The 25,480-nt window shown below is 45.6% G+C and carries 15 protein-coding genes; 6 read left to right on the top strand and 9 right to left on the bottom strand.

Annotated elements, in window-relative coordinates; genetic code table 11:
• Positions 1 to 191 precede the first annotated feature (191 nt).
• From BLS64_RS02380 to BLS64_RS02350, 7 genes are all read right to left on the bottom strand, one after another.
• Entirely contained in the window at positions 192 to 2,600 is a 2,409-nt protein-coding gene (locus BLS64_RS02380) for an outer membrane beta-barrel family protein (RefSeq protein ID WP_093111346.1), read from the bottom strand.
• A 126-nt stretch (positions 2,601 to 2,726) separates the two neighbouring features.
• The gene (locus BLS64_RS02375) at positions 2,727 to 5,666 is read right to left on the bottom strand and encodes a glycoside hydrolase family 3 N-terminal domain-containing protein (protein ID WP_093111344.1); all 2,940 of its coding nucleotides are present in this window, start codon (positions 5,664 to 5,666) and stop codon (positions 2,727 to 2,729) included.
• 8 nt (positions 5,667 to 5,674) lie between these two features.
• Positions 5,675 to 6,916 (bottom strand): SH3 domain-containing C40 family peptidase, encoded by a 1,242-nt coding sequence (locus BLS64_RS02370; protein ID WP_093111342.1) that lies wholly within the window; start codon positions 6,914 to 6,916, stop codon positions 5,675 to 5,677.
• Positions 6,913 to 7,953, bottom strand: a complete 1,041-nt coding sequence (locus BLS64_RS02365) for a dipeptide epimerase (protein WP_093111340.1) — start codon at positions 7,951 to 7,953, stop codon at positions 6,913 to 6,915. The genes BLS64_RS02370 and BLS64_RS02365 overlap by 4 nt, the downstream gene beginning before the upstream one ends.
• A gap of 15 nt (positions 7,954 to 7,968) precedes the next feature.
• Positions 7,969 to 9,585 carry a glycoside hydrolase family 10 protein gene (locus BLS64_RS02360; RefSeq protein ID WP_245693357.1) on the bottom strand — a complete coding sequence of 539 codons (1,617 nt, stop codon included), beginning with the start codon at positions 9,583 to 9,585 and terminating at the stop codon, positions 7,969 to 7,971.
• Between the two features lie 75 nt (positions 9,586 to 9,660).
• The gene (gene murQ / locus BLS64_RS02355; RefSeq protein ID WP_093111338.1) at positions 9,661 to 10,485 is read right to left on the bottom strand and encodes an N-acetylmuramic acid 6-phosphate etherase; all 825 of its coding nucleotides are present in this window, start codon (positions 10,483 to 10,485) and stop codon (positions 9,661 to 9,663) included.
• A 24-nt stretch (positions 10,486 to 10,509) separates the two neighbouring features.
• Positions 10,510 to 11,781 carry a sugar MFS transporter gene (locus tag BLS64_RS02350; protein ID WP_093111336.1) on the bottom strand — a complete coding sequence of 424 codons (1,272 nt, stop codon included), beginning with the start codon at positions 11,779 to 11,781 and terminating at the stop codon, positions 10,510 to 10,512.
• Positions 11,782 to 12,037: 256 nt separating this feature from the next.
• Between BLS64_RS02350 and lepA the strand changes: the two genes are divergently transcribed.
• Complete coding sequence (gene lepA, locus BLS64_RS02345; RefSeq protein WP_093111334.1) at positions 12,038 to 13,834, top strand: translation elongation factor 4; 1,797 nt, start codon at positions 12,038 to 12,040, stop codon at positions 13,832 to 13,834.
• Between the two features lie 430 nt (positions 13,835 to 14,264).
• Positions 14,265 to 15,023: a YebC/PmpR family DNA-binding transcriptional regulator gene (locus BLS64_RS02340; protein WP_093111332.1), complete on the top strand. Its 759-nt coding sequence runs from the start codon at positions 14,265 to 14,267 to the stop codon at positions 15,021 to 15,023.
• 3 nt (positions 15,024 to 15,026) lie between these two features.
• Here BLS64_RS02340 and BLS64_RS02335 read toward each other — a convergent pair whose 3' ends face one another.
• The gene (locus tag BLS64_RS02335; RefSeq protein WP_093111330.1) at positions 15,027 to 16,910 is read right to left on the bottom strand and encodes a cation:proton antiporter; all 1,884 of its coding nucleotides are present in this window, start codon (positions 16,908 to 16,910) and stop codon (positions 15,027 to 15,029) included.
• A gap of 95 nt (positions 16,911 to 17,005) precedes the next feature.
• Positions 17,006 to 19,033, bottom strand: coding sequence for a cation:proton antiporter (locus BLS64_RS02330; protein ID WP_093111328.1), 2,028 nt, complete (start codon positions 19,031 to 19,033; stop codon positions 17,006 to 17,008).
• 141 nt (positions 19,034 to 19,174) lie between these two features.
• Between BLS64_RS02330 and BLS64_RS02325 the strand changes: the two genes are divergently transcribed.
• From BLS64_RS02325 to BLS64_RS02310, 4 genes are all read left to right on the top strand, one after another.
• Complete coding sequence (locus BLS64_RS02325; RefSeq protein WP_093111326.1) at positions 19,175 to 20,959, top strand: cation:proton antiporter; 1,785 nt, start codon at positions 19,175 to 19,177, stop codon at positions 20,957 to 20,959.
• A gap of 119 nt (positions 20,960 to 21,078) precedes the next feature.
• A complete protein-coding gene (locus BLS64_RS02320) occupies positions 21,079 to 21,939 on the top strand; it encodes an MBL fold metallo-hydrolase (RefSeq protein WP_093111324.1) in 861 nt (286 codons plus the stop codon).
• 8 nt (positions 21,940 to 21,947) lie between these two features.
• Complete coding sequence (locus BLS64_RS02315) at positions 21,948 to 23,627, top strand: S8 family peptidase (RefSeq protein WP_093111322.1); 1,680 nt, start codon at positions 21,948 to 21,950, stop codon at positions 23,625 to 23,627.
• Positions 23,628 to 23,632: 5 nt separating this feature from the next.
• A complete protein-coding gene (locus BLS64_RS02310) occupies positions 23,633 to 25,462 on the top strand; it encodes a M1 family metallopeptidase (RefSeq protein WP_093111320.1) in 1,830 nt (609 codons plus the stop codon).
• The last annotated feature ends 18 nt before the right edge of the window (positions 25,463 to 25,480 follow it).

Below are 25,480 nucleotides of genomic sequence, written 5' to 3'. Positions count from 1 at the left end.
AATCCCTTCTACCAGGCTCCTTCTGTTGCTTGTGGAGGGCGCAGAATTTGGCCCGTCTTCACAGGTTCCAAGGGCCACGAATGCACGAATTATTTTTGTGCGATTTTTGGAAATTGGAATTTGGAATTTGGGATTTGGGATTTCTCTATGAAAGTAGGTCTCGACTCCGCTCGACCTGACAGTACCATAAACTACAAACGTTCCCGCTCCGCTGCTTCCACAGCTCTCTGGTTGTCGCTAAGCCTGAAGTTTCCGAAGTTGTATTTGAAACCTATTCTTACGTAACGCGTTTCAGGTTCTGCGAAGAACCCGTTATCCTGGTTCAGATAGCGGGAGCGCATCCAGGTGTTGGTTTCATCCAGCGCATCTTCCACATTAAGCGTGAGTTCAGCCCTGTTGTTCCACAGGGTCTTCCGAAGGCCGACAGAAAGCGTGGTCATGGGCTCCAGGTAATAGGAACCGCTAAGCCAGTCAGAAACATAAGTGAAGGTAAGTTCTCCGGTAAAGGTCCCGTCTTTAGAAATGACAAGGCTGTTGTAAAGGGTTCCGTAGAAACCATCGAGTTCATTCGTCACCTCGGCGTTGCCGCTTTCCAAAGCCAAAAATGTCTGCTCCTCATGGAAAAAAGAGGTGTAAGCATAAGCGTACCACCAGTTGGTAATAGAACGGCCGTGGCTTATGTCAAGCCCGTAAGAAGAACTTTCAAGCAGGTTCACGCTTACCGACCTGATGTTCCTGGCCTGGTTGTCCTGGAAACTCAAAGTCGCCGGAGCGGGGCCATTATCCCGGTAATAAATGTCAAAGAAATACTCATTTTTGAAGGTGTAGTTCAAATTGAAATTATTGGAAATGGCGGCTCGCAGGTCCGGATTTCCTGCGTTGTAGTTGTGCTCGTTCAGGAAATACCTGAAAGGGTTCAGGCTCTCATACCGCGGCCGCTGAATCCTCCGGCTGTAGTCAAAGCTCATGCTGTGCTTTGGCGAAAAGGTATGCATAAGGTAGAATGTAGGGAACAGTTCAAAATATTCGCGGCTGTCCACTTCATCCATTGAAATAGACTCTCCCTGCCTGTCGGTAAACTCCCCTCTCAAACCACCTTTTACGCTCCAGCTGTCCCAGTCTTTAGCCAGGCTAAAGTAGGCGGCATATATGCCTTCATCATACAGGAAATTATCAGACAGCGCCTGGTTATACTGGTCATCGCCGTTGGCAACATCATAAAAATCGATACCGCTTTCAGAATCTATCATCGATGCCTTCACCCCGGTCGCGAAATTTGTGGTACCCCAGGGAGTGGAATAATCCAGCTGCCCGGTCACGATATTGATCTCCTGATCGGCATCGGTAAAGAACCTGTTGTCATTTGTGGGAACTCCGGAAGCATCAAAATAGCGGGTAAAGACGTTTTGATCGCGGTTCTGCTCATAATGGGTGTAATGAGCTTTAGCCGAAAGTTGCGCCCCCGGTTTCTTGAGCTTATGAGTGAATTCCAGGTCCATTCCAATGTTGGCCTGATCTGTTTCCAAACCGCTGTTGGTGTAAAAAGAAGAATCTTCCCCTTGTCGGTCATCGATCTCGGTGAGTACTTCGTTGTCAAAGGTCTTGTTGGGGGAATATAAACCGTTCGCCGAAAAGCTCAAAGTATTGCGCTCATCCAGGTAATAATCCAGCATCAAATTGGCATTATGAGCCTTTGAGCGGGTGGTGCGCTCAAAATCTGTTTCCCAGCGGGAAATTATGCCGCTGTTGTCCCTGAAATTGATATAACTGATATCATTTTTGAACTCCTTGCGCGGACTAAAACTGTAATTGGCAAAAAGGTTGATTTTTTCCCCTTTTTGATAGTGGCTGGTGCCAAAGGTGTACTTCGGAAAGATCGCCTGCGTCCAGGCCGCGTTCACACTGCCTTTGTAACCAGGCGAAATGGCGCTGGTGGTGACGATGTTGAGAATAGCTCCGCCTTCGGCGTCATATCGCGCCGGCGGATTGGTGATCACCTCAACAGATTTGATATTTTCCGCGGAATAGTTGGACAGCAAGGTCTGCAGTTCAGCTGCCGAAAGCTGCACTTTACGGTCATTGATATACACGTCCACACCCTGGTTACGCACCTGCAGCACATTATTGGCCATGATCACCCCCGGTGTCTTCTTCAGGATATCCCAGGACGTACCGCTGGAAAGCGTGGTGTTTTCCACCTTAAAGACCAGCCTGTCCACCTTTCTTTCTACGGAAGGATTTTTGTAATTGATGGAAACCTCATCAAGTCCTGTTGTCGCTTCTTTTAAAGTAATTTGCCCAAGGTTCCTATCTTCGGAAATCTTCACCTGCTTCAAAAAATCTTCATAACCTACAAAGCTCACTTTTAACAGGTAACTATCCGCAGCGATCTCATTTAAGCTGAAGTTGCCGTTCTCACCGCTTACCGCACCTTTATATACGGTGGTGGAATCTGCTGCGTTGAGCAGGATAACATTGGCGTAGGCTACGGGTTTACTGGTGCTGTCTGTAACTTTTCCTTCTACGGTGTTCTGGGCTGTTGCTGCTATAGATGCTGAAAAAAACAGTGTTAAGAACGGGAGGCAATATTTCTTAATCATCAAGATTTGGTTCGTTAAAATGCAGGATTCGTAGGGAAATCAGACAAATATAGCCATTCTCCTATAACAGAAAAACAAAATTGTCAGAAAACCCTTTCCACCAAATCAGTGATGAAAAGGTCATTTTCAGGAGGTCTTTTCAGCCTTTATAGCGTCATATAACACCTGGTGAATGTTGGTCCTGGTGTCGAGACTGTACAGCCTGTGGTTCTCGCGGGTAGGATGAACCCGGTTAGAAAGAAAGATGTACAAGAGGTCCTCTTCGGGATCCATCCATACCATGATGCCGGTAAAGCCGGTATGGCCATAGCTGGCCTCGCTCGCATCTTTAGCAGTGTTGTTCACCACCCCTTTACTATTGGGCCGGCGTTTGTCAAAGCCTAAGGCCCTGCGGTTATCAGTGTCGGGAAAGGTGGTTTTGGTGAATTTTTCCAATGTCTCTTGCTGAAGGTATCTTTTCCCGCCGTATTCCCCGCCGTTAAGGTACATCTGCAGCAGTTTGGCAAGGTCATTAGCATTGGCAAACAAACCTGCGTGGCCTGAAACTCCGCCAAGCATGATCGCACCTTCATCGTGTACCGTGCCGTGAATGGGTTCTTTTCTGAATGAAAAATCATACTCTGTAGGGACGATCTTGTATTTTGGCGCAGCTGGATTGAAACCAACAGTTTCAGCGCCCAGCGGCCCATAAAAATTCTCCTGCAGGTAGGACGCGAAATCTTCCTCTGTACGGCTTTCCACTACCCGTGGAGCGAGGATAAAGAAGAAATCTGAATACACATACACCTTCTTTTCCCTTAAAGGGGATTTCCTGATTGCCTTTACGATCTTTTCGGGATAATTGCGGTGCAGGTACATGTCATTGGTGATCCTGATAGGGTAGCGCGCAGAAGAATCCTTTTTGATGGTCCACCACCTGTAGCTCCCGTTCTTTCTTAGCGTGTTCTTCCAGAAAGGGATCCAGGACTGAAAACGCGCCTGATGGGTGAGAATGTCGGTAAAAGGAATGTCGGCTTTGTTTGATCTTTTGAACTTCGGAAGGTGGTCTGCCAAAGTACCGTCAAGCTGAAATTTTCCCTCATCATACAGTTTCATCAGCGCCGGCATGGTGGCCGAGATCTTGGTGACCGAAGCCAGGTCGTAAAGATCATCCTTTTTAACACTGATGGTATCGAAGTAGGAATGCTCGCCATAGGCTTTGTGAAACACCACTTTCCCGTTCCTGGCCACCAGGATCTGTGCCCCGGGCGTCGCTTTCATCTGTATGGCCACATTCATTAGCGAATCTATTCGGCTGTTCAGGAGCTTTGAATCCATACCGGCCGCTTCAGGCAGGGTGTAGCTCAACCTGATCTTTTCTTCCAGGTCAAGGCCATCCCCGGCTTTGAACTTTTCGCCCACGCTCACCGGCAGCTTTCCGTTAGCGCCAACACCTCCAAAAATGAGCTGTGCAGCAACTTCCTGCGCCACGTCATTGTCCTGGTAAGCCACTACCAGTCCCGCTGCCTCTTCAATCTTATCTATTTTATTAAGCACATACGGGTTCTTGAAAAAGGCAAAAACAGAATTTTCTTTTTCGGCAAGTTCAGTGACCAGCTCAAGCGCGGCTTCTGAAAATTTCAGGCTGTTCCGCGGAAATTTGCTCTGATCATGAATGGCCGAAATGACCACATCATAATTCTCCAGCTGGTTTCTAAGGGTACTCACCATTTCTTCGGTAGCATCAACAGGCACAGTGAAATGTGTCATTCCGGCATACAGGTCAAGAGTTTTCTGGAAAGGCGTTTTTTGATCCCTTCCGAAGGAAACCGAAGCAAATCTTCTTTTTTCAAGTTCCTGAAGCGGCAGAATATTGTCTTTATTATTGAGTACCGTAAGAGCGGCTTCCATAAGTCGGCGATTGAGCAATGCCGCGTCGGGCGTATTTAGTTCCTCGACGATATTTTCAACCGCTACCGGCTGATATTGGTTCAGTCCAACCCATTGCTTCACCGCCAGGATCTTTCTCGCCCTTTGGTCAATTTCTTTTTGGGAGATCAATCCAGCATTGATCGCCTTCCTGATCTCGGCGATGGCTTTGGGTACATCTTCGGTGAACTCCAGCAGGTCATTCCCGGCCAGAATTGCATCCTTGTCCACCACTCCGGGTTCGTTGCCTTCGGTAACCCCTTTCATGTTCATGGCATCGGTCACGATAAGGCCTTCAAAACCCAGTTGTTCCTTCAGCAGTCCCGTAATAATAGGTTTAGATAAAGTGGAAGGAACACCGGTGGAATCAAGCGCCGGTATGTTCAAATGCGCCACCATTACCCCGCCAATTCCTTCTTTCAGGATCTCCCTGAACGGGTACAGCTCCAGGGAATCCAACCTTGCCAAAGGATGATTGATCTGCGGAAGGGCGTAATGCGAGTCGGTATCGGTATCTCCGTGACCAGGAAAATGCTTCGCAGTGGTTAACAACTGCGCATCCTGCATGCCTTGCATGTAAGCAGTAGCCTTACGGGCGACGTTGAACTTATCTTCCCCGAACGAGCGAAAATTGATCACGGGGTTATTTGGGTTGTTGTTCACATCTACCACCGGCGCGAAATTAAGGTGCAGGCCGGTTCTTTTCACCTGCCTGGCAACCTCAGTCCCCAATTCGTACAACATTTGGTCATCCTGAACGGCTCCCAGTGTCATCTGGAAAGGATAGCTTATAGTGCTGTCAAGCCGCATTCCGATACCCCACTCGGCATCAATAGCACCCAAAAGCGGTAATTCTGAAGCCTCCTGGTATTCGTTCATCAGCTTCACCTGACTTGCCGGATCACCCTGGAAAAAGATGAGTCCGCCGATCTTTTGTTCCTCGATAAGTTTCAGGATCTCCTGTTTGTGCTCTTCCCCACGATTTGAATAAGCCGCAACCATGATGAGCTGCGCAATGCGCTCATCGGGCGATAGCGTGGTCATCACAGAATCTACCCAGGTGCTGTTGGTGTATTTAAGAAAGGGTGGTTTGGTGGTTTGGGCTGTTCCGGCAAAACAGAAAACAACCAAAAAAAGAAAACTCAGTAGATTTTTCATAAGTTTTCTTATTGGGTATCAACTGTATCTTCCTTCTCCCGGGAAGTCATAAAAAGATCGCTTTGAGTTAACTGGATCAGCTTGGAATCTTCCTCTCCAAGTAAGCGCTTGGTGCGCAGGTAACGATTATAATTGTATTCGTCAAAATCTGCAGCAGTGGTATCCATGGTACTTACGTGCACATCTCCCATAGAATGAATGAATTTGTTGTCACCTATCCACATTCCCACGTGAACGACCCTCTCTTTGGTGGAATCTGTTGCGGGTTTTCCGAAGAATAGAAGGTCTCCTTTTTGAAGGTTTTCAAAATTTTTGGTAGAATCCACAACCTTTCCTGTATGCACTTGCTGCGAAGCATCCCTTGGAATGATCATCCCGTTAAGGAAAAATATTGTCTTGGTGTACCCGCTGCAGTCTACTCCTTTGGGAGAGGTGCCACCCCACAAGTATGGCAGCCCCATTAATCTTTTTGAAGTGGCTACCAGTGATTCTTCAGAATGATCTAAAGAATCTAGCCATTCCTGATATCTCTGGGCTTCCTCTTTTGCAATAAAGGCCGTTCTTCCATCCGGATATTCAACATCGTAAAAATTTCCTTCTTCTCCCCTTAATATCAGAATATCACCGGCAACCAGATCTGAAACCGACTGAGATCCACTATCAGGCTGTTGATAAGATTCCCCGAAAGGCTTCAGGAAGATCAGTTTTTCCCTGGCTTTCCAGGCTGCCAGTTCCTCATTTGTCATCAAAACGATTCCCCCGCTGTCTACCCAGGAAAGATATCCGTCGGGTGTTTGAACAAGGTACCAGTTATCGTCTTTTTTAAAGACTTTTAAAGGAGTGCCCAGGGTAGCCTGTGTAGCAAGTTCTGCCGAATGCCCGGGATTGGAGCGAATATTGGCCACTGAGTTCTTTACCACCGCATTAATGTTTTCCCCGAGCTCTTTAGAAGGCAACATTTGGATGCTATCAACATATTGCACGTTTTTTTCATCTAAACGCGTTTTTAAATCGTTTACCGCTGCAGGCAGGTTTGATTCTCCTCGTAGCACCAGTTGATCCCCATTTTCTTTCGCTTCAACATTAAAAAGCGCTACCCGCTTATCGGGTGCATGCTGCTGTCGCACCTCAGCAATGTAAGGTGTAGCTGCATTTTCTTCGGAAGGCGCTTCAACTTCTTCATTCTTACATGAGAACAACAGGCTCATGCCAGCTAGAGTGAGAACAAGTGATTTCTGGATTCTTTTCATTTTAATGATTTTTGACTTTCATATTTCGGAAGGAGCATTGCTCCAGTTCCGTTTCTTTCGGGAAAATATGTTTTTTGATCATGGACCTTAACTCCCTCGGCAATGTCATTTTTCAGCAGCATCGCCCCATCCATATCTACATAATCAAGGACCGGCAAAAGATGGGCTATGGCAGAGATCCCAATGGTTGATTCTGTCATGCAGCCAACCATGACTTTTAGCCCTAGTTTGTTAGCTTCCTGTACCATTCTTCTTCCTGGAGTAAGGCCTCCGCACTTAGTGAGCTTAATATTCACGCCGTCAAAATATTCAGCACATTTTTTCACATCTGCTTCAGTAATACAGCTTTCATCGGCAATAACAGGAAGAACTGCTTCTTGTTTGACCTTTTTCATACCCTCCCAATCATTTCGGTGCAAAGGCTGCTCAATGAACTCCACATTCAAATCTTTCAACTGTCTGGAATTCTCAACGGCCTCTTCAGCAGTCCACGCACCATTGGCATCTACTCTAAAAACTGAATCTGAATGCCTTCTTAATTCCCTCACGATCTTTACATCTTCTTTCGTGCCAAGTTTGATCTTGTATAAAGGCCACGGAAAAGCTTTCATTTTTTCTACCATTTTTTCCGTGGAATCTAACCCAATGGTATAATTTGTCAGCGGAATATGATCCAGGTTATAACCCCAAAGTTTGTAAAGGGGCAGGCCTTTTCTCTTACCATGAAGATCGTGCATAGCGATATCGATGGCACAGAGAGCAAAATAATCCTGTTCAAGTAAAGGCTGAAGTACATCCCAAACCTCCTCTGGACGCCGATGTAAATTATCAATCAGAATCTCTTCAACCCTCAGCACAGACTCCCGCATCCTTTCCACACTCTTGCCATAGTACGAGGTGCCAACTGCCTCTCCATATCCACTAAAACCATCCTCAGTAAGTTTTACTATGAGGGTGGGCTGATGATTTCTTGAACCATGGGTAATGGTAAAAGTATTCTTCAGTTCAAGGTCAAAAGTGTAAGTTTCTAATTTCAAATTTTATGCTGCCATTTAAAGTTTCTGTTCGACGAACTCGCTTTGGTTTCCGCTCCTGTCCACAGCAGTAACTCCAATATGCGTCAGGTAGTTATTCTCTCCTTCGGAATGGGATTTGGGTAAAGTTAAGGACTTTTGGTGACGATCAAGAATCCTATAGTTCCATGCACCTTTGTATTTATAGTGTATTACCCATTGAAAGATTTCAAACTCGTTCTCATGGTTCCAGGAAAGATTTACCAGGTCGTTATTAAGTTCTACGGAAAGTTCCGGTTTTTTTGGAGGCGTAGCATCCAGCCACGGACTTGCAGGGATCAAGGCTTTCCTGCTGTAGGCTCCGTCCCGAATTCCAGCGGAAATTTTTGGGTACTTCAGTAGAGGACCAATGCTCCAGTGCACACTGCCTTTACTTTCCGGAAGCATTCCGCGGGTGATCATGATCTGGCTAATGGTCTCAATGACATTGGGATCATCCCCTCCAAAATCGATATTGATCCCGGGCCATAAATGCCTTTGCTGATGGTTCTCCTTTTCCCACCACCCAAGCAGTACCGGAAAACTTTGAGCGGTTTGATTGATCTTCCAGTATAATTGAGGGGAGTAGTAATCTATCCAGCCTTTATTCAGCCATAACCGGGCATCTGCATAAAGTTCATTGTACTGGTCCATTCCCTGGATCGACTGCGGAAAGCCCGGTCTGTATATCCCAAAAGGGCTGATCCCGAATTTAACGTGAGGTTTTTCGGCTTTTATTTCTTTATAGATCCTCTCAACAAAACGATTGACATTATCCCTGCGCCAGTCAGCTCTTTCCATTTTTCCTCCCTGCTGCAGGTAAGCCTGGTAATTTGAAGAGTCCGGAAAATCCTCTCCCTTGTTGTAGGAAGCATAGGGGTAAAAATAATCATCGAAGTGCACCCCGTCAATATCGTAGCGTTTCACAATATCCATCACTACAGCCGCGGTATGGTCCTGAGTTTCCTTTTTTGAAGGATCCAACCACCACATTCCGTTTTTGAGCTCTACCACAAGGTTGGGATGATTTTTAACGGTTGCAGCTTCGGTGATCTTCCCGCCCGTGGAATGGTGAGCTCTGTATGGATTGAGCCAAACGTGCAGCTCAAGGCCGCGGTCGTGCGCCTCATTTATCCAAAACTCCAGCGGATCGTAATAAGGTTGTGGGGCTTTCCCTTGTTCCCCCGTTAAAAAATAAGACCAGGGCTCCAGGTCGCTTTCATATAATGCATCAGCCTGTGGCCTTGCCTGAAAGATCACCGCGTTGTAGTTATGCTCCTGCAGAAAATCAAGCAGGGCAATGGCTTCCTTTTTCTGCTCTTCTGAAGATAAACCAGCCTTGCTGGGCCAATTAATATTGGCTACCGTGGCGATCCATGCCGCCCGGAATTCCCGCATCACAAAAGGAGAGTGTTTGAAAGCTTTTTCTTCCGAATCCTCTTTTTTGATTTCAGGAACTGGTTCTGAAATCATATTGGAAGGTTCCTTCTTTTCAGAAGGAACTTCCCGAGTTTCTATGGATGATTCAGGAGAGACTACAGGTTTTGGGGTGAAACAACCGGAAAAAATAAAGGAAATGATCATCACCGATAGGATGATCGGTTTTTTTGGGGACATATACAGCTTCTGAAAAATTAGGTTAAGCAATTTCTATTTCTAAACAATCAACTTCTGTAAAAAGTATATTACAGATCAACTTTTGGGCTTGTTCTTATATTTTTCCAGGACCTTGCGAACGCTTTTGTATTCGGATAACAGGGTTTTTGCAAGATGTTCAGAGATATCGAGTTCCTCCATAAGCATAAGTTCGCCCCTGCTTACCAGTTTCTTATTGGATAGCTGCATATCAACCATCTTATTCCCTTTGATGCGTCCAAGCCTGATCATTACAGCTGTTGAGATCATGTTCAGGACCAGTTTCTGAGCTGTACCCGCTTTCATACGGGTGCTACCGGTGACGAACTCAGGCCCTACTACCACCTCGATGGGAAATTCAGCCGCTTCGGCCAGTGGAGAGCCTTCATTATTCGTGATACAACCCGTTATAAGCCCATTTTTCCTGGCATCCTTTATTCCGCCAATCACGTAAGGAGTAGTACCCGAAGCCGCAATCCCGATCAAAACATCATTTTTCGATATCTTATATTCCTGCAGGTCTTTCCAGGCCCTGGTATCGTCATCTTCGGCATTCTCTACCGCCTTCCGCAGGGCTACATCCCCGCCGGCGATCAGCCCAATGATCACGTTATCTGAAACTCCAAAAGTGGGTGGACATTCAGAAGCATCTAACACTCCCAAACGCCCGCTGGTGCCGGCTCCTATGTAAAAAAGACGGCCATTGTGAACAGATATCTGCTCCACTACTTTTTCAACCAGTTCTTCAATCTTCGGGATCACTTTTTCAATAGCCTCCGGCACCTTTTTGTCCTCCCGGTTAATACTGGTAAGGATCTCGCTGGTGCTCATCTTTTCGAGATGATCATATAATGAAGCCTGTTCTGTTGTACGTTTTTCCATAGCATTCTTTCTTTAGAGCAGTAATTATAGCGATCTAACTTTATATCCTTTGGTAGCGAAATAAAGGATATACAGGTAACAGGGAATGAGGATCCAGTATGCCTGCTGCGGATCCCAGCTATCAGCAAGATAGCCGTAAATGGGAGGAATAACTGCTCCGCCTGCGATAGCCATGATCAAAAAGGAGGAACCTACCTTGGTGAACCTCCCCAGACCGGCCAGAGCCATGGGCCAGATGGCGGGCCAAACCAGAGCGTTGGCAATTCCCAGCAGCGCAATTGCCATTACCGAAGTAAATCCATCAGCAAATATGGCCAGCAACCCAAAAATCAATCCGAGAATAGCGGAAATTTTCAGCGCATTTTCCTGGGTGATGAACTTGGGAATCGTAAAGATCCCAATAATATAACCCACGATCATTGCTCCCAGGGTAAAACTGGCGAAGAACTTGGCCTCATCCAATGGAATGCCGTGGGATTCATTTGCGTAATTGATGATCGTATCCCCTGCTATTACCTCTACTCCCACGTACAGAAATAAAGCCAGAGTCCCCAGGAAAACATGAGGGAACTGAAAAATGCTCTTTTTGGTCAGGTTGGTTTGTGCCAGTTCTTCATCCTCGGCATCGGCATCAACTTCAGGTAAAGAAGAGAAATATACCAATGCGCCCAACAATATCAGAATGCCCATCATTACCAGGTAAGGGTTGATCACTCTTTGCGCCAGCTCGTCCAGAGCGGCTGCTTTTTCGGTTCCACTCAAGGCATCTACCGTCTCCAGCAAATTATCTCCGGAAGTGAAGAGGATAGCTCCCAGGACAATAGGTGCCAATACTCCCGCCACTTTATTACAAATTCCCATGATACTGATCCTTTTTGCAGCGCTTTCAGAAGGGCCTAAAACCACGACATACGGATTGGCCGCCGTTTGCAATAGTGCCAAACCAGTTCCCTGTACAAACAATCCAAGCAGGAATAACTCATAAGTACGTGAATATGCAGCCGGGATAAAAATTACGGCTCCCACTGCCATTACCAGTAAGCCAAGCGACATCCCTTTTTTGTAACCGGTCTTTTGCAGCACCCAGGCTGAAGGCAAAGCCATCACCAGGTAAGAAATATAGAACGCAGTCACCACAAAATAAGACTGGAAATTATTGAGTTCACAGGCTATTTTCAGATAAGGAATAAGGACCGAGTTAAGCCACGTCACAAATCCAAAAATAAAAAAGAGAGCACCAATTATGATTATAGATCGATTGGTGCCCGATCTCGTAGTACTATGGGTGTTTTCCATAAGTGCGGGGGGAGGAATTTAATTACTTAATAAGCAGGTTTCTAAACAGCACCTAAGATATACATTTCTTAAATAAAGCATAAATGAATAAAGAATATTTTCTGCTTTGATTATTTTATGTAGACTATTGAAAATGGGGAAAAATATAGGTCATGATCCCATATGAATATTTCTTTAGCGCCCTCTAAAAAAAACTATATTTGTACCTTTTAAATTCGTATTTCCCTTAGCGGAAATTTATCTTGGAAATTGACACATGAAGCATATTCGGAATTTTTGCATTATTGCACATATTGACCATGGCAAGAGTACTCTTGCCGACAGGTTGCTGGACTCTACCGGATCGGTGACCGATCGGGAAAAGCAGGAGCAGTTGCTTGACAGTATGGATTTGGAGCGGGAGAGAGGTATTACCATAAAGAGTCATGCGATCCAGATGGACTATACCTACAAGGGAGAACAATATGTTCTGAATTTGATCGATACTCCGGGACACGTGGATTTCTCTTACGAAGTTTCGCGTTCCATAGCTGCCTGCGAGGGTGCCCTCCTGGTGGTGGATGCTGCGCAAAGTATTCAGGCACAGACCATTTCCAACCTGTACCTGGCCCTTGAAAATGACCTGGAGATCATTCCAGTGCTGAACAAAGTTGACCTTCCAAGCGCCAATCCCGAAGAGGTGACCGATGATATCGTGGATCTTCTGGGATGTGACCCTTCTGAAGTCATTCCTGCCAGTGCAAAAACCGGCCTGGGGATAGACGAGATTCTTTCAGCAATTATTGAGCGTATTCCGCCTCCTTCAGGAAAAGTGGATGCCCCTTTAAGAGCTTTGATCTTTGATTCTGTTTACAACCCTTTCCGCGGAGTGGAGACCTACTTCAGGGTGATCAACGGTACCATCAAAAAAGGACAGCAGATCAAATTCGTGGCCACCGGCAAGAACTATAATGCAGACGAGGTGGGTACGCTTAAACTGAAGCAACTTCCGAGGAATGAAATAAAGACCGGAGATGTGGGTTACCTCATCACTGGGATCAAAGAAGCCAAAGAGGTGAAGGTGGGAGATACCATCACCGATGCGAAAAACCCGACCACCGAAGCCGTTCCCGGATTCGAAGATGTCAAACCGATGGTATTCGCGGGAATTTATCCTGTAGATACCGAAGATTATGAAGATCTGCGGGCTTCTATGGAGAAACTGCAGCTCAATGATGCTTCGCTGGTTTTCACTCCGGAAAGTTCCGCTGCATTAGGTTTTGGTTTCCGTTGCGGATTCCTGGGCATGCTGCATTTGGAGATCATTCAGGAGCGCCTGGAGAGGGAATTTGACATGACCGTGATCACCACGGTTCCTAACGTTTCCTACCACGCCTATACCCATAAACACCCGGATGAAGTCATTTTGGTGAACAACCCGTCCGACCTGCCGGAGCCTTCAAGTCTCGACAGGGTAGAAGAGCCTTACATCAAGGCGACCATCATTACGAAAGCCGATTTCGTTGGCCCTGTAATGTCATTGTGTATCGAGAAACGCGGACAGATCACCAACCAGACCTATTTGACCCCAGAAAGAGTGGAATTGTCATTCGACATGCCGCTTGCCGAGATCGTATTTGACTTTTATGACCGCTTGAAAACAGTTTCCAGGGGCTATGCTTCCTTTGACTATTCTCCTATTGGCATGAGGCCTTCAAAACTGGTGAAAGTTGATGTACTGCTGAACGGAAATACCGTAGATGCCCTTTCTGCCCTTTTGCACGTAGACAATGCTTATGACATAGGTAAAAAGATGTGTGAAAAGCTGAAGGAACTTATACCGAGACAGCAGTTCGATATTCCTATTCAGGCTGCTATCGGGGCGAAGATCATCGCCCGTGAGACCGTAAAAGCACTTAGAAAAGATGTTACCGCGAAGTGTTACGGAGGAGATATCTCCCGTAAAAGAAAACTTCTTGAGAAACAGAAAAAAGGTAAAAAACGCATGCGCCAGGTAGGGAACGTAGAGATCCCGCAAGAGGCTTTCATGGCGGTACTGAAGCTGAACGACTAAACGGAGAAATTCCAAAAGTTCAAGCACCAAAATCCAAAAGATCTTAAAATCGATATTTTACAAGAGCGTCCGAATTATCGGGCGCTTTTTCATTTTATGCAGCCACGAATACACGAATTTTATATTGTCGGATTGCTTTTACTTGGAACACTGCTGTGTTATCTGCAGGAGGTCATTTCCATGTACCAAGATTTTGACCCGCCGAAGCTTGAACGGTGATTACTTTGCGGCCTCCGCGGAAACTTTGCGTTCTTTGCGTGAAACATTAAGGTTTTTATAATTTTCTATTAGGAAGGTCTCTACTCTCTGTTCTTTACTCTCTCCTCTCTTTCCTAACCTCCTTGGGTCTGCCTTCAATTTTTTTAACTTTGTGAAACGAACCTCTACAAGGTATTCTATTTTCTAAAGTCTAACGACTAAAAACCAAGAAATGGCCGGACACAGCAAGTGGGCGAACATCAAACACCGCAAAGGGGCCCAGGACAAGAAAAGAGCAAAACAATTCACCAGAGCGATCAAAGAGATCAGCGTGGCGGTAAAAGATGGGGGAGGCCCCGATCCTGAAACCAATCCGGCGCTGCGTAATGCCATTTCCAACGCCAAGGGTGTCAACATGCCCAAAGACACCATAGAACGCGCCATAAAGAAGGCCAGCGGGGCAGAAGCCGACAATTACGAATTGGTCACCTTTGAAGGATATGGACCTAACGGAATCGCAATTTTCATAGAGTGCACTACAGACAATACCAACCGCACAGTAGCCTCAGTAAGGTCTATCTTTTCCAAGAACGGCGGCAGCCTTGGAACCAACGGTTCGCTGGAATTCCTTTTTGACCGTAAAGGGGTCTTCACCATAGACAGGGAAAGCATTGCCCGGAAAATGGAAGAATTTGAACTGGAACTGATAGAAGGCGGGGCCACCACCATTGAAAAAGAAGATGACGTTATCTACGTCTATACAGATTTTACAGATTTCGGGAGCATGAACGCCAAATTGGAAGAGTTGGAAATAGAACCCAAAAATGCCGAGTTGCAGCGCATTCCTTTAAACACTGTGGAGCTTCCGCTGGAAGACGCGAAAAAGATACTCCAGCTTATTGATAAGTTCGAGGAAGACGATGACGTCCAGAACGTCTACCACAACATGGAAATAACAGAGGAACTGATGCAGGAGCTCGAGAAAGAGTGATTTCTACACCTCTTTGTCCAGGTCTTCTACCGTCTCTTCATAATCCTCTTCCTGCTCTTCTTCAACTTCTTTCTGGATCTTTTTACCCAAATAGACCAGTTGATAACCATTGCCTATTTCCACCTCTGAACTGTGGGAAGGAATGATCTCCAGTTCCCCGGAATCTTTCTTCACGAACAAAGGAATGATATCCGGATCTGTTTTGGAGATCTCTATCAATCCTTCATAGTGAGCACGGCTGTTCAACATTACCTCATGGATTCTGGGGTATTTGCGAGCCACCTCGGTAAGCTTGATATAATCGTCTGTATGCGAGAAAAGGCCTTCTGAAGGATTGGTTTCAGGATCATTCATCTCATCTGAAGAGATCAGCCTGAAAGATCCTTTTTCACCGAACTGACGGGTGAATTTTGTAATGGCCGTTTTGTTGATATCACTGTTACCGGTCATCGCCATGAGGTAACCAATGTCGTTCAGCTCAATATTGTTCATAAGGTCATCCTGATACACACTGCCTTCAATGGCATCAAGACCAAGATCCTTGGCTTTCCTGATGTTATCTGCATTGTTGTCCACAAGCACTACATGCCTTTTATTGTCCTGCAAGTATTTGGCGATAAGCCGCGAAAGGGAAGAGGCTCCAATAATAAGGATACCTTCAGAATTCTTTATGAACACTCCTACGGCACGGGCAAACATTCTGGCTGTGGTCGCATTGAGCAGCACCGACAGCAGCACGATCATGAACACCAGCGGAGTGATGTATTCGGCACCGGGCACTCCTTCTCTTGCAAGTTTTAATCCGAAGAGAGAAGCGATACCGGCAGCCACGATCCCACGAGGTCCAACCCAGCTCACAAAGGCTATTTCATTCCACCTTAACCCGGAACCAAGGGAACTCAGCAGGACTCCAAGCGGTCTTACCAGTAACACGACTGTTCCAAAAAGTATCAGGGCTTTCCAGTTGAAAATCAGCAACAGTTCTTCAATTTCAATATTTGCGGCCAGCAAAATGAACAGGATAGAGATCAGCAAAACACTCAGGGATTCTTTAAAATAAAGCAGTTCCTTGATGTTAGGGAGGTCTTTATTTCCCATGACCATTCCCATAACTACCACGGCCAAAAGTCCGCTTTCATGTGCGAAAAGATCGGCCAGAACGAATACTCCCAGAACCGTGGCTAGAGTGAAAACGTTCAGTAGGTAATGTGGAATAATGTTGCGTTTTATAAGCAGGGCAAGGACATGCGCAAAGGTGAACCCAAAAGTGAACCCAAACAGGATGATCTTTCCAAATTCCGTAAGTGCGGTCATGGTGAAATCCTGCCCGCCTTCCACGCGAATGAACTCATACATGAGAACTGCGATAAGGGCACCTATAGGGTCTATCAAAATTCCTTCCCATTTAAGAATGGAAGAAACGTGGGTCTTCAGCGGAATATTCCGCAGAATAGGGGAGATCACAGTGGGTCCCGTTACTATGATCAATGATGAAAACAGGAAAGAGATCTGCCAGGAGAATCCGTAGATAAAATGCGCGGCAAGTCCGGCGCCAAAAAAGGTCACCACCACCCCCACACTTATGAGCTTGATGATCACGGGGCCAATATTTCCTACTTCCCCTTTTCTCAGGGTCAGTCCGCCTTCAAAGAGGATCACGGCAATAGCAAGCGACACGAAGTAGAAAAGGCTTTCGCCGGGAAATACCCCTTCCTGTCCGTTCCAGATAGGTTCCAGCCATTTGGTGCCGTCTCCCGAAAGCAGAGTGGAAATGGGGCCTACAAAGAGACCGATCAAAATAAGAGGTAAAATGGCCGGGGTCTTCGTTTTCCATGCCACCCACTGGGCTAAGATCCCTAAAATCACTAATCCTGCAAGCTCTAACATCTATGCGTTTACTTTTTATATGGGTTAAAGTTACCTTTTTCAGCTGAAAAAAGACAATTTATGAAAAAAGTAGAAGGTGTCGCTATTAGGGCGTGTCAGGGATAAATGATGATCCGGCTTTTATCGAAGAAATATTTTTCAAGTTTGGCAGGAATGGTTGGTAAGACAGACTGGAAAGAAATTGATCCTTTTCTTGCGGAAACCAGCACTACTATATCATCCTCAAGCATATCCTTGCCCAGGATGAGAAAATCTTCCCAGGCAGAAAATTTTCTGTATTCAAAAGGAGAGTCACTTTTAAGTTCCCTGATCTTCTTTTTTATTTCTGAAGCTGTTTCAGAAGTACAATTTACCAGCACCGAAACACTCAGTTCTTTTGCCAACAGATCAATCTTCCTTATCCATAGGTCAAATCCATTCTCTTTTTCGGCCAAAGGCGGCGCAATAATGAATATCCTCTTATGAGTCGCAAGTGGGCGATCAAAATAAGTGACAAAAGAGGTCTTTGAAGTGGCAGAAATAATACGCTCCATTTTTTTCCCGATGAGCTTATCCATGAGTCCTTTTTGAGTAGGCCAGCCAAGGATGATGAGATCGGCAATGATCTCCTTGGATTTTCGAGCAATTCCTGCCGCCACGTTATGGTCTACCGCCGCCAGGATATTCACATTCGTCTCGGCCGCTGAAGCCTGTTTGACAAAATCTTCCAGTTTTTCGGTCGCACGGGCTATATTCACCTCGGCCTCTTCATTATTTGGCACGACCGATAGAATTGATATGGGATTGGGTGAAGATTTATCTTTTATAAGAATGGCAAATTCCAGGAGTTTGTCGAAATTTCGGATATTGGCAATGGGAAGCAAAATGGATTCGCTCTTGTATGCTTCAGAATTTTTCACATCAACAGCCGACAATTCCCGGGCTTCTTCAGCCATTTTCTTTGCAGCCCGCTCGGTAGCAAGGGTGGCTACTATGGAGGTCACCAGGATCAAAATGATCGTTCCGTTAAGAATGTTTTCCTCAATGATCCCCGCATTGAACCCTACAATGATCACTGCCAAAGTTGCTGCAGCGTGACCACTGCTCAACCCAAAGATCACTTTCCTTTGAGAACCGGAATATTTAAATACCAGTTGGGTGAAGAAAGCCGCCAGCCATTTTCCGAATAGTGCCACCACACTTAAAGTTGCTGCCACGATCAAAGCCATAGGGCCGCTAAAGATCACGCTAACATCTACCAGCATCCCCACACTTATCAGGAAAAAGGGTATAAAAAGGGAATTTCCAATGAACTCTATCCTGTTCATAAGAGCCGAGGAATGTGGAATCAAACGGTTAAGACCTAGACCTGCTAAAAATGCTCCTATTATAGGCTCCACGCCTGCAAGCTCTGCCATAAAAGCAGCAATAAAGACCACCGATAGCACAAAAATGTAATGGGAATGTTTTTCGTTCTCCATTTGGGTAAAGAACCATTTCGCGATCCTGGGCACCACCAGGAAAATAATGGCCGAAAAGATGGAAAGCGAGATGATAAGTCTTTGCCAGAAAGCCATATTCAATGTGCCTTCATGATTGCCCATGATCACTGCGAGGATGATAAGAACCGCCGTATCTGTAAGTATGGTTCCTCCCACGGTAATCGCCACGGCTTCATTTTTCGAAACCTTCATCTTGCTCACAATGGGATAGGTGAGAAGGGTATGGGTAGCGAACATACTGGCCGTTAAAAAACTCGCGTTAAAATCAAAACCTAACAGGTAAAAACAAACCGGAAAACCTATAGCAAGGGGCATGATGAAGGTGAAAAAACCAAAAAGAAAACTCTTGTTCTTATTCGCTTTGAACTGATTCATATCCAGTTCAAGACCTGCAATGAACATGATATACAAAAGCCCTATGGTGGAAAAAAGATCTATAGCCGAGCTTTGTTCCAGAATCCCGAACCCATAAGGACCAATAACGATCCCGGAGATGATCAGGACAATTATCCCCGGAATGTTCAATCTTTTTAAAGCTATTGGAGAAACGAGGATGATTAGAAGGATCAACGCAAAAACCAGTACCGGATTGGATAAAGGCAATTCGAACTCATGATGAAGTATATCTAAAAAATCCTTCATATTCCTAAATTTTTTATAAAACAAGATAAATAAAAAAGAAAGAAAATGAATCTTTAACTACTCTACTGTAAAAAATCTGTTATTTTTAAGGAAGTCAAGCAAGAATTTCATTTCTAATCGCTTTTTCAAACCCTTACCGGCATGGAAGAATTCAACATCTTAAGTCTGCTTATCATTCTTGCCGGTGCCTGGTTAGGCGGAACTAGTGCAAAAAGGCTGGGTTATCCCCCCATTTTAGGCGAGCTGGTAATAGGTATTATCCTTGGGCCAGCACTGCTGGGCCTGTTAGAGACCTCAGAAATGATCTCGGTCCTGGCCGAGGTGGGGATCATCCTTCTCATGGTTTACATTGGGATAGAAATAAACTTCAGAGACCTTGGAAAGGCTTCATGGCCGGGGCTTCTTGCTGCGATAGGTGGGTTTATCGTTCCGTTTGGAATGGGTTATTATACCATTATCTTTTTTGGCGGAACTGATCTCGCAGCCCTTTTCGTCGCCATAGCCGTGGGGGTCACTTCTCTCGCAACAAAAAGCCGGATCCTGGTTGACCTTAAACTTCTGAATACCCGTATCGCCTATGTTCTCATGGCAGGTGCCCTCATCTCGGATACTCTTGCCCTGGTGATCTTTGCGGGAATGCTGAGCTTTGTTGATGTTGGCAGCATAGACACCCTGGGGCTCGTTTGGGTGGCCGGGAAAGCCATCCTTTTTTTCGCTTTTACAGCCCTTTCGGGATATTTTCTTTTGCCCTTACTCGGAAGGTTACTTAGCGAGAACAACATTAAGAACCGTACCTTTCATTTCACTCTTATTCTTATCATTGTCTTCGGATTCTGCGAACTCGCCGAACTTGCGGGATTGCATAGTATTTTGGGCGCCTTTATGGCAGGGCTTTTCATCAGGGACGGAGTTTTCAACCGACAAATATCAAAGGAAATAAACGACATTTTTCATGACATTTCCATCGGATTTTTGGCGCCGATTTTTTTTGTATCCGCAGGATTTCATGTAACCCTGGAGGTATTTCAAACCAACCTTTTAATGCTGATAACTGTAGTGCTTGTAGCAATGGTGGGAAAGATAGTGGGAACAGCGCTTTTCTACCTGCCCAGTGGCTACGGTTGGCGGGAAGGTGTCACAGTAGGAACCGGAATGAACGGCCGGGGGGCGGTGGAGATCATCATCGCCGGAATTGGACTGGAAATGGGAATTATCTCTACGGAAATATTTTCCATCCTGGTGTTCATGGCTATTTTCACCACTCTTAGCGTGCCGGTGTTCCTCACCTGGACTACCAATTGGCTGCGCAAGAGGGGCGAACTCATTCACCAGGAAAGCAGGAAAGGCATATTGATCCTGGGGGCAAATCCGCTAGGATTGTACCTTGCCGGCCACATTAAAGACCAGGAGGAGATCACCTTTGTGGATTCCAACCGGGAGCTGGTGGAAGAAGCCCGTCAAAGAGGTTTTGAAAGCGTTCATGGGAATATCTTAAAAGAAGAAACCATGGAAACTGCCAGGGCTTTTGAAAAAGGATCTTTCATTGCCCTTACCGGTAACAACGAGATCAATCTTTTGGCAGCCCAACTGGCTCACGACGCTTTCTTCATCCCAAAGAATATTGTCCTCTTCGCACCCCAGGATGAAGGCGCGGGAGTGGAGGTGCTGGACAGGATCAAAGCTTCCTCCATGTTCGCCAGTAAGACAGAACTCGGCCCCTGGATCTTCAAGATAAAATCTGGTGATTACAGTGAAGACACAGAGGAAGTTAAACAAGTAACCACCACCCGAAACTGGGTAAAAAAGCACAAATCAGGAAAGGGAAAAATACTTCCGGTATTGATCATAGATCCTGAAGGTCATAAGCGTCCTTTCCATTATCACGACGAAATTCAGCCCGAAGAAAAGGTCCTCTTTTTGCACTGACCTCTACATAAATGCTAAAAATTTTGTTAATTGAAGTGATTCATTTTCCAAAACAACCTAGAATTATAGGGAGCTTTTAGTATTTTGCGGATCCATAAACTTCCGAAGAAAAAATCTTTATGACCTTATATCCTATTGAAGCCGGAAATTTTAAATTGGACGGCGGCGCCATGTTTGGCGTAGTCCCAAAAAGCATTTGGAACAGGACCAATCCGGCAGATGCCAATAACATGATAGACATCGCGGCTACCTGCCTGCTCATCGAAGACGGAAACAGGCTTATCCTCATAGATACCGGGATGGGCGATAAACAAAGTGATAAATTCTTTGGCTATTATTACCGGTGGGGAGATGATAATATCGATAAATCCCTTCAAAAACACGGATTTCATCGCGATGATATCACCGATGTTTTTATGACCCATCTGCATTTTGACCATTGCGGCGGAAGCATACAGTGGAACAAAGACCGAACGGGTTATGAACCTGCTTTTAAGAACGCGAAATTCTGGAGCAACAAGGAACATTGGGAATGGGCAACCAACCCGAACGATCGTGAAAAAGCCTCTTTTTTGAAGGAGAACATCCTGCCCATGCAGGAAAGCGGTCAACTGAATTTCATTGACCGCACCAGCGAAGCCTACCAGGACACTTCAGAACTGGGATTCGGAATTCTCTATGCAGACGGGCATACAGACAAACAAATGATCCCTCACATAGATTACCAAGGGAAAAAACTGGTTTTCATGGCCGATCTTTTGCCCACTGCAGGGCATACACCCTTACCTTTCGTGATGGGGTATGATACCCGGCCTTTGCTGACCCTTCCGGAGAAAAAGGCATTTTTGAACAAGGCCGCAGATGAAAACTTTTACCTGTTCCTGGAACATGATGCTCACAACAAGATCATCACAGTCAAACACACCGAAAAAGGAGTAAGACTGGACCAGGTTTATACTTTCAACGAACTTTTTAACTAAATCGAATTATGAAGATCCCAACATTCAGACCCTTGCTTATCGCCGGTTTGGCGATAACTGTAGCAGGCTGCAGCAGTTCTGCCCCGGCCGTAGTTTCTACACCCATTGAAAACATAGATACCATGCCCCTCAAGGTCACAGACCTTACCGAAACCGAATTAAAAGGATGGGGAGGAGCAGATTTGGTTTCTGATACCATTCCCGGAATGAGCGTCCAAAAAGCCTATTCCGAGATCATCAAGAATACAAAAGGCAAGAAAGTGATCGTAGCTGTTATTGACAGCGGGGTGGACATTGAACACGAAGACCTTGACGGGGTGATCTGGACCAACGAAGATGAAGTTCCCGGAAATAACAAAGATGATGACAACAATGGGTATGTTGACGATATTCACGGATGGAACTTCCTGGGAGATGCCGTAAAAGAGAACATGGAATACGTGCGTATTTACAAAAAGCTGAAGCCAAAATATAATGGGATTCCTGCATCGGCAGTTAAGCCTGAGAACAAAGAGGAATTTGACCTGTACATGAGCGCTAAAGCCGAATATGAAAAAGAATACAACGAAGCTCTTGGTCTAAAGAACCAGTATGAAGGCATTCTTCAGCAGCTAAAAATGGCTCATGATGCCGTTTCTACCAAGCTGGGAAAAGAGGATTATACCCTTGAAGAACTTCAGGCAATGAAAGCTGAAACGGAAGAAATGAAACAATACAAAGGTTTCCTGTTCCAGGTGATGAGCAATGTTGAAGGAAATATTCCTGATGCCATTGCCCAGCTGAACGAGGCCATTGATTATTTCTCCGGAAGGCTTGATTCCCACTTCAACCTTGAACTTGACGGAAGAGCTATTGTTGGTGATGATGTGAATGATATCAATGACACTAACTACGGGAACAACGACGTGACCGGACCTACTCCAGATAAGGAAGATATCAAACACGGTACCCACGTGGCCGGGATCATTGCTGCGGAAAGGAACAACAACAGAGGTATTAACGGGGTGGCCCATAATGTGGAGATCATGCCCATTCGCGCAGTACCCGACGGGGATGAATATGACAAGGACATCGCCCTTGCCATAAGATATGCCGTAGACAATGGCGCGAGCATCATCAACACCAGCTTCGGAAAGTATTTTTCCACCCATCCGGAATGGGTGATAGATGCCATTCAGTATGCTGAAAAGAACGATGTGCTTGTCGTTAATGCCGCCGGAAACGAAGGCCTTGACCTCGATCAGAAAAGGGTTTATCCAAACGATCAGACTCCCGAAGATCCGAAGGAGATCGCTAACAATGTATTGACCGTGGGTGCGCTTAATTACACATACGGTTCTAACATGATCGCTTCTTTCTCCAATTACGGAGCATCTAACGTGGACGTTTTCGCTCCCGGGACACAGATCTGGTCTACCACACCAAATAATGAATACGAGTTCATGCAGGGAACTTCCATGGCTGCTCCGGCAGTAACAGGAGTGGCTGCAGTGATCCGTTCGTTGTATCCAAAGCTTTCAGCCAGACAGGTCAAAAAAGTGATCATGGACGGCGGGCTTAGTTCCAGTGCCACAGTGGTACTGGGAGGAGATCCTTCAAACACTAAAAATTTCGGTCAGCTTTCAACTTCAGGAAAAATGGCCAATATGTATAATGCCTTGATTTTGGCAGATAAACTTTCTAGATAATAATTATGAAGAAAATCCTGTTAACATTTGCTGTTTTAGCAAGCCTGGGGTTAAATGCCCAGAACAACACCTCTTACTGGCAACAACATGCAGATTACCGCATGAACGTTGACATGAACGTAAAGAACTTTCAATACACCGGAGATCAGGAACTGGTCTATACCAACAATTCTCCCGATACTTTGAACCAGGTGTTTTATCACCTGTTCTTTAACGCCTTCCAACCGGGAAGTGAAATGGATGTGAGGTCAAGAACCATTTCAGATCCTGACAGAAGGGTAGGAGACAGAATCTCCAAACTTTCACCCGCACAACAGGGATATTTAAAGGTAAAATCGCTTAGCCGGGACGGCAAACAACTTCAATATGAAGAAGTGGGAACCGTACTGGAAGTACAGCTGGATAAACCGATCTTACCCGGGGAAAAAGCCACTTTTAAAATGGAATTTGAAGGACAGGTTCCTGAGCAAATCCGTCGTTCCGGAAGGAACAGCAGTGAAGGTGTGGCCCTTTCCATGACCCAGTGGTATCCAAAGCTCGCCGAATATGATTTCCAGGGATGGCATGCTGATCCTTATATAGGTCGCGAATGGCATGGCGTATGGGGTAATTTTGACGTGAAGATCAACATTGACAAATCCTATACTGTTGGTGCCAGCGGAATACTTCAAAATGCCAATGAGATCGGTCACGGTTATGAAGATGAAGGCGTAAAAGTAAAGAACAAAAAAGGAGATAAGCACACCTGGCATTTTATAGCCGAAAAAGTGCACGATTTCTCCTGGGCCGCAGATCCTGAATACATCCATGACAAGCGCACCGCTGCCGATGGAACCGTACTGCATTTCCTTTACAAAGATAACCCGGAGATCAAGGAAAACTGGAAGAACCTGCAGCCAAAGACCGAGGAACTGCTGAAGTTCTTCAATGAGCATATAGGGCCTTATCCATGGCCTCAGTATTCGGTTATCCAGGGTGGTGACGGCGGAATGGAATATGCCATGCTTACCCTTATCACCGGAGAAAGAAATTTTGGTAGCCTTGTTGGCGTTACCGCCCACGAAATGGCTCACGCCTGGTTCCAGCACCTTATGGCTACCAATGAAAGCATACATGAATGGATGGATGAAGGTTTCACCAGTTACATTTCAAGCAAGGCCATGAACGAGGTGATGAACCAGAACAAGGAAAATCCTTATGAAGGTGCGTATAATAGTTATCTGCGCCTGGCTACTTCGGGAGTGGAGCAGCCGCAATCTACCCACGCCGACAGATATACCTATAATGCCGCTTACGGAGCTTCAGCTTATTCCAAAGGAGAAGTATTCCTGGCGCAACTGGGTTACATCATTGGAGAAGAGAACCTTCAGAAAACTTTAAAACGCTACTACAACGACTGGAAGTTCAAACATCCTACTCCAAACGATTTTATCAGGGTAGCCGAGAAAGTTTCCGGAGCCGAACTTGACTGGTATCTAAGAGACTGGACCCAGACCACCAATACCATTGATTACGCCGTGCAGAACGTGCAGGAGGAAGAAACCGGTACGCAGGTAACCCTGGAACGCATCGGGGTAATGCCTATGCCGGTTGAAGTGACTGTAAATTATACCAACGGCAGTTCAAAGCAGGTATACATTCCGTTGCAAATGATGAGATGGGAAAAGCCATTTGAGGATGCAGAGAATGTTGTTATAAAAGACGACTGGGCCTGGGCTTATCCTACCTACACTTTCTCTCTTGAAGAACCGCTCAGCGAGATATCTTCTATTGAAATAGACAGTTCAAAATTGATGGCCGATATCAACAGGGAAAACAATGTTTACCAAAAATAGGACTGAAAAATACCATTT

Source organism: Salinimicrobium catena, from assembly GCF_900102915.1.
Taxonomy (GTDB): Bacteria; Bacteroidota; Bacteroidia; order Flavobacteriales; family Flavobacteriaceae; genus Salinimicrobium; species Salinimicrobium catena.
This window is presented reverse-complemented; position numbering and strand designations above follow the sequence as displayed.

Excerpts from the sequence above, each read along its gene's own strand:
- BLS64_RS02380 (WP_093111346.1), bottom strand. The coding sequence starts at position 2,600 with ATGATTAAGAAATATTGCCTCCCGTTCTTAACACTGTTTTTTTCAGCA.
- BLS64_RS02375 (WP_093111344.1), bottom strand. The coding sequence starts at position 5,666 with ATGAAAAATCTACTGAGTTTTCTTTTTTTGGTTGTTTTCTGTTTTGCC.
- BLS64_RS02370 (WP_093111342.1), bottom strand. The coding sequence starts at position 6,916 with ATGAAAAGAATCCAGAAATCACTTGTTCTCACTCTAGCTGGCATGAGC.
- BLS64_RS02360 (WP_245693357.1), bottom strand. The coding sequence starts at position 9,585 with ATGTCCCCAAAAAAACCGATCATCCTATCGGTGATGATCATTTCCTTT.
- murQ (WP_093111338.1), bottom strand. The coding sequence starts at position 10,485 with ATGGAAAAACGTACAACAGAACAGGCTTCATTATATGATCATCTCGAA.
- BLS64_RS02350 (WP_093111336.1), bottom strand. The coding sequence starts at position 11,781 with ATGGAAAACACCCATAGTACTACGAGATCGGGCACCAATCGATCTATA.
- lepA (WP_093111334.1), top strand. The coding sequence starts at position 12,038 with ATGAAGCATATTCGGAATTTTTGCATTATTGCACATATTGACCATGGC.
- BLS64_RS02340 (WP_093111332.1), top strand. The coding sequence starts at position 14,265 with ATGGCCGGACACAGCAAGTGGGCGAACATCAAACACCGCAAAGGGGCC.
- BLS64_RS02335 (WP_093111330.1), bottom strand. The coding sequence starts at position 16,910 with ATGTTAGAGCTTGCAGGATTAGTGATTTTAGGGATCTTAGCCCAGTGG.
- BLS64_RS02330 (WP_093111328.1), bottom strand. The coding sequence starts at position 19,033 with ATGAAGGATTTTTTAGATATACTTCATCATGAGTTCGAATTGCCTTTA.
- BLS64_RS02325 (WP_093111326.1), top strand. The coding sequence starts at position 19,175 with ATGGAAGAATTCAACATCTTAAGTCTGCTTATCATTCTTGCCGGTGCC.
- BLS64_RS02320 (WP_093111324.1), top strand. The coding sequence starts at position 21,079 with ATGACCTTATATCCTATTGAAGCCGGAAATTTTAAATTGGACGGCGGC.
- BLS64_RS02315 (WP_093111322.1), top strand. The coding sequence starts at position 21,948 with ATGAAGATCCCAACATTCAGACCCTTGCTTATCGCCGGTTTGGCGATA.
- BLS64_RS02310 (WP_093111320.1), top strand. The coding sequence starts at position 23,633 with ATGAAGAAAATCCTGTTAACATTTGCTGTTTTAGCAAGCCTGGGGTTA.